Below are 4,966 nucleotides of genomic sequence, written 5' to 3' on the forward strand. Positions count from 1 at the left end.
CCCGCGGAGCGGGACCCTCAGCGCTGCGCGCTGAGGAAGAGAAGCTGCTGCGCTGCGCGCAGCAGACTCGGCTTCGCCGAGTCCAGGTTGGGACCCTCAGCGCTGCGCGCTGAGGAAGAGAAGCTGCTGCGCTGCGCGCAGCAGACTCGGCTTCGCCGAGTCAAGGTTGGGACCCTCAGCGCTGCGCGCTGAGGAAGAGAAGCCGCTGCGCTGCGCGCAGCAGACTCGGCTTCGCCGAGTCAAGGTCGGCCCTCGGGCCGGGTCCGGCGCAGCGCTCCGGACCTGTTCTTCCGCTTCGCTAGGAGAGCCCAGGCGCTGCGCGCCTGGGAAGGGAAACCGCAGCGCTGCGCGCTGCGGGGCCCGGTGAGCCGGGCTAGGGCCATTGGGGAGGGTCGGCGCCTTTGGCGCTGGTGTCCTGCGCTTCGCTTCGGACTTGTTCTCCAGCGCTGCGCGCTGGAGCGGGAGTAGGGCTTCGGTTGGCGAAGGCCTACTGAATAGGGCCGGCCCTCTGGGCCGGTGTGCTCAGGGGCGCTGGAGCAGTGAGGCGTAGGGGGACCAGGCGCTCTGCGCGGGGAGGAAGGAACCGCGGTGTTGGGTGCTGCGCGTTGTTCAGGGGCGAAGAGGGGAGTTTGTTTGGGGGAGTTGGGAATGTGGGGGTGGGGTAAAGGTGCAGGTCAGGGAGTGGAACGGGGCTTGAGTTGGGGTGGGGGGATTCTTGGGGTGGGGTTGATGGGTGTTAACGGCGTTAATGCTCGGGGGAGGGGTGATTCAAAGTGGAGTGGGGATAGAGATAGGAATCAGTCAGATTCAGCGTGGTTATGGACGGACTGTCCGGGCTTGGTTGGTGGAGCGTTGGTCTGATGGGTAGTCAGGGAAGTGGTTGTAGAAGGCTTTGAGGCGGCGTTCAGTGCGCGCAGCGCGGTAGGGGACGGCCTATAGAAGGTACGGAGATGCGTTTGCGCAGGTCAGGTGGGGTGCGGAGGGAAAGTTATGTCCCCTCAGGAGGGACATAACTCGGGGGATGTGTCGCTGGTGGGGGGACAGAACGACGGTAAAACGTCAGCGAGGCTGACGGTTTTTGGGCTAAAACGTCAGGGGGGCTGACGTTCTTCCGGGGATGTGTCCGTGAACCGGGTCTGGGGAGGGGTTCGGTGGGGTGGGGCGGCCCGTGGGGGGTCGCTGGGGGCCTGGCCGAGATGTGTCCCCCCAGGGGGGACACAAGACACGCCGAACGTCAACGAGCGTGACATTAGTGTCACCCTTGTTGACATACTCTCTCTGCAGATCAACGAAGTGGAGAGCATCCTCGTGTCATCAGAGCCACAGCGCCGCCGGCCGAGTCCGTCGCGGGCGCCGCGTCCTGATCTCCCTGTTGATGACGCGATTTCGGCGTGGAGTCAGCCGCTGGCTCCGGTCAAGGATCTGGACAGTCTCGCCAAGCGGTATCCGAGCCGGAAGCTCACGCTGGACGGTGAGCGCAAGCCGCTGGAGTTCTACGGGACGCAGAGTCAGCCAAATGCGTTTTCGATGGACAGCCTCGAGTTCTTCCTGGTCATCGCGCAGTACTTCCGTGAAGCGCTGCCGTTGAGGCTGATTCTGCTGCTCATCGCTTGCCAGCGGGCGGGGGGGCGGATTCCACTTACCCAGGAGGAGATGGCTACGATCCTTGACGTCAGTCGGACAAAGACGTCGGAGGCGCTGCACACCGTGATGTCTCATGGGATCGTCTTCAAGGTGCGGCGGGGTGTGTACCAGTTCAACCCGCCCTACAGTTACCGGGTGGCTGAGTTCATCCCGGGTACGGAGACGGCGGGTGAGTTCGTGAAGGTGGAGCAGCACAGCACCATCTCGCAGATTCGCAGCGATACGAGCCTGCCCGACCTGGTGCGGTTCCCGTCGCTGGACCACATGCGGCAGGCAATCGAGGAACTGCGGGCCGAACGGTCCAAAGAGCGCGCTGCGCGCCGGCTGAGCCGGGTACAGCGCAAGGAAGAAGGGACAGCTCAGTGAGCACCTTGCGATTCGCTGCGGTCAACGCCGACGGGCTTCTCTCCGACCTCGACCTTCCGCCTGCGGCGTACCGCGTGCTGCTGAAGCTGCGTTCGCTGAGCGAGCCCGGGGGGCGGATCCTCATCGATCAGGCCACCATCGGGGGGCTGCTGGAGCTGAGCAGGCCGAGCGTGAACGCCGCGCTGCGGAGCCTGGAGCTCGCGCGGTTGGTGCGGAAGGTCAGGAACGGGGTCTACCAGATCAATCCCATGCTGGCCGGGTACAACTCGTTCGAGGACGCGGTGGCCGCCGTGAACGAGATGCCGGCCGAAGAGCGGCTGGACGCGCGGGGATACGTCGCCAGCTACCACGAGGCAGTGGCGGCGTACCAGGATCAGTTGGCCGAGCAGCGCAAGAAGCGGGCGGCTCAGGCGGCTGCGAAGAAGGCTGCGGAGTCGAAGCGGCGGAGGACGTTGCACGCCGTGGGGTAGTGGTGCTGTTGCGGGCGCCTGAGGGGGTCTCAGGCGCGTTGGAGGGCCCCGGGTGTATGTCCGGGGCCCTCCTGGGTTTTTAGGGGCGGAGAGGGGCGCGTGGGGCTTCGTCAGAAGGCGAAGTCGACGTAGTCGATGTCGGTGAACTCGACGAGGAGCGAGGTGGCGCGGGCGCCGTTGTCCTTGAAGTAGATCTCCTGGAGGGCCTCGGCGGTGATGTGGCGCAATTGGGCCTCCGTGGCGCCGGCTTCCTGGGCGGCGAAGAGGCGGTTCGCGTACTCCGGGGGGAGGTGTTGGGTGATGCGGCGCATGCGGCCGTCGTCGGTGGTGCCGGGGGCCGCGGTGAAGCCGAAACGGGCGCGGGTCTCGATGACGAGGCCGGTGGTGCGTGCGGCCCGGTCGCGGGCGCGCTTGCGGACCAGGGGCTGCCAGCGGCGGCGTACCTCCGCCTCCAGGCGGGCGGCGAGTTCGGGCTTGGGCTGCTTGATCTGGTTCTTGACGTAGCGCTCGACGGTGCGTTGGGAGATGCCGAGCGCCGCGGCCACGGCCTTGGTGCTTTTGAGCTGCTTGACCAGGAAGCGGACCTGGGCGCCCGCGGACTTGGGGATCGGGCGGGTGAAGTGTGGTTCGTCGGCCTTGCTGAGGCTGTCGGAGATGTCGTCGGGCATGGGTTACTCGCCGTCTGCTGCTGCGTCGTGGCCCTTGATGTGGCGGGCGGGGTTGAGGCCTTCGTCGAGCATGCGCACGGCCCACAGGAGGGGCTGGGTGCCTTCGTGCTTGACCATGCCGGGGCTGATGCCGACGCGGAAGCCGCCGGGGACGGGCTTGCCCTCGGGGGTGCGGGGGAGGAAGTCGAGGGGGCTGGGGCCGTCGGAGAGGTAGACCGCGCAGTCCGAGAGGACCGCGACCGGGTACAGGTCCGTCGCCGCGGCGAGCTTGTGCATCTTGCGGTGCATGTTGACGCGGGCGGTGGAGATGACGGCCGCGCGGATGTCGGGGCGCCAGGTGGGGCGTTCGAGGGCGGGCCAGGATTCGCCCGGGCGGTAGCCGGCGCCCTGGGGGCGTTCGCGGAGTTTGCCGATGCCCCCCTTGACCGTTGCCTTGATGGCGGACAGGACGGCGGTGGAGGTGTTCGGGTGGTCCTTGTACGTGGTCATGGCCCGGAGGAACTCCGCCTCGGTGAGGGCCGGGGTGATGCCGAGGTCGGACATGGTCGCCAGGTAGGCGTCGCGGAGCCGGGTGTACCAGGCGTCGAGGTAGGCGCCGCTGTCGGGGCGGATCCAGGCCTCGGTGGGGCGGACGTCGTGGCCGAGCTCCTGGGCGTAGGCGAGGGTCGGGGTCGCGTACCAGGCGGGGCCGGCGGGAGGGGCGCCGTGGGGGGTGAAGGGGTTGGGGAGTCGGGGGTCGAGCCGGAAGGTGGAGAGGTCGGCCAGCCAGCAGCCGGGGGTCTTGGGGTCGAAGCGGGGAGTGGTGGTGTGGGTCGCCGGGCCGAGGCCGACCAGGAGGCGGTTCGCGGCCGCGGCGAAGGCCATGTTCACGTCGATACCGACCGCGTGGGTGCGGGCGCACTCGGCGTCGGTGAGGAGCTCCGGGTCGCGGATCCAGTCGTGGGCCTCCTCGTCGAGGACCTCGTCGGGGGTGCGTTGGTGGGCGCGGGGGTAGAGCGCGGCGACCACGGGGTGTTCGTCGGGGGCTTCCGGCGGGGCCGGGTCGACGGGGCGGGTGAGGGAGCCGGCGACGGGGGCGGAGACCCAGGTGTTGGTCGCCTGGTCGCGGGCGGCGCGGGTGGGCGGGCGCAGGGCCGTCATCAGTTCCAGGCCCGTGACGGCGGTCGAGCCGCGGGGGGTGAGGACGCGGGCGGCGTAGGTGGTGAGGAGCTCGGCGAGTTCGGGCGCGGGGAGTTCCGCCGTGTCCTCGCCCCAGGCGCGGGTGTCGAGGGCGCCCCAGGGGAGGACCGCGAGCTGTACGCACTGGCGGCCGGTGCCGGGGGTGGCGGGGCGGTAGATGCGGGGCCAGGGGCCGAAGCCGCGGCGGGTGAGCTGCCACTTGGCCTTCGTGAGCTGCTTCACGACGGGGTGGTTGTCGGGCAGGCGCAGGGCGCGGCGGTCTTCGAGGGTGAGGGGGAGACCGAGGGCCTCGGTGGCGGCAGCGGTGAGGACGAGGAGGGGGTCGCCGTCCTTGCCGTTGCGGTGGAGGCGGGGTGCGCGGAGGTCGGCGTCGGGGCCGAGGGCCCAGGTGATGAGGTCGGGCAGCCCGGTGGTGGGGTGGGGGAGCACGAGGCCGCCGGTGGCGTGGGCGTGGCCGGTGCCGTCGAGGACGGCGAGGGGGCCGTGGCCCTCGACGGGGAGGGGGGTGCGGGGCTTGGGGCGGGGGAGCGTCCGTTCCGGGTGGGCTGCCGTCCGGGGGGTGGGTGGAGCGGTGTTAACGGCGTTAACGCCGTTAACGGGTGTGTGGGTGGGGTGTGTAGGGTTGGGGGGGGGGCTGCG

The 4,966-nt window shown here is 69.3% G+C and carries 4 protein-coding genes; 2 read left to right on the forward strand and 2 right to left on the reverse strand.

The window, feature by feature from the left end; translation table 11 throughout:
- The first annotated feature begins 1,293 nt into the window (after window positions 1–1,293).
- Entirely contained in the window at window positions 1,294–2,010 is a 717-nt protein-coding gene (locus AB0D46_RS38250; RefSeq protein ID WP_362884685.1) for a hypothetical protein, read from the forward strand.
- Window positions 2,007–2,480, forward strand: coding sequence for a MarR family transcriptional regulator (locus AB0D46_RS38255; protein WP_281208294.1), 474 nt, complete (start codon window positions 2,007–2,009; stop codon window positions 2,478–2,480). Before AB0D46_RS38250 ends, AB0D46_RS38255 begins: the two co-directional genes overlap by 4 nt.
- Window positions 2,481–2,590: 110 nt before the next feature.
- Here AB0D46_RS38255 and AB0D46_RS38260 read toward each other — a convergent pair whose 3' ends face one another.
- Together AB0D46_RS38260 and AB0D46_RS38265 are read right to left on the reverse strand one after the other, a co-directional pair.
- Window positions 2,591–3,148, reverse strand: a complete 558-nt coding sequence (locus tag AB0D46_RS38260) for an XRE family transcriptional regulator (RefSeq protein ID WP_362884687.1) — start codon at window positions 3,146–3,148, stop codon at window positions 2,591–2,593.
- Between the two features lie 3 nt (window positions 3,149–3,151).
- On the reverse strand, window positions 3,152–4,966 hold a 1,815-nt coding region (locus tag AB0D46_RS38265; protein ID WP_362884689.1), incomplete at its 5' end, for a transcriptional regulator.

This window comes from Streptomyces sp. NPDC048383 (genome assembly GCF_040651775.1).
Lineage (GTDB): Bacteria > Actinomycetota > Actinomycetes > Streptomycetales > Streptomycetaceae > Streptomyces.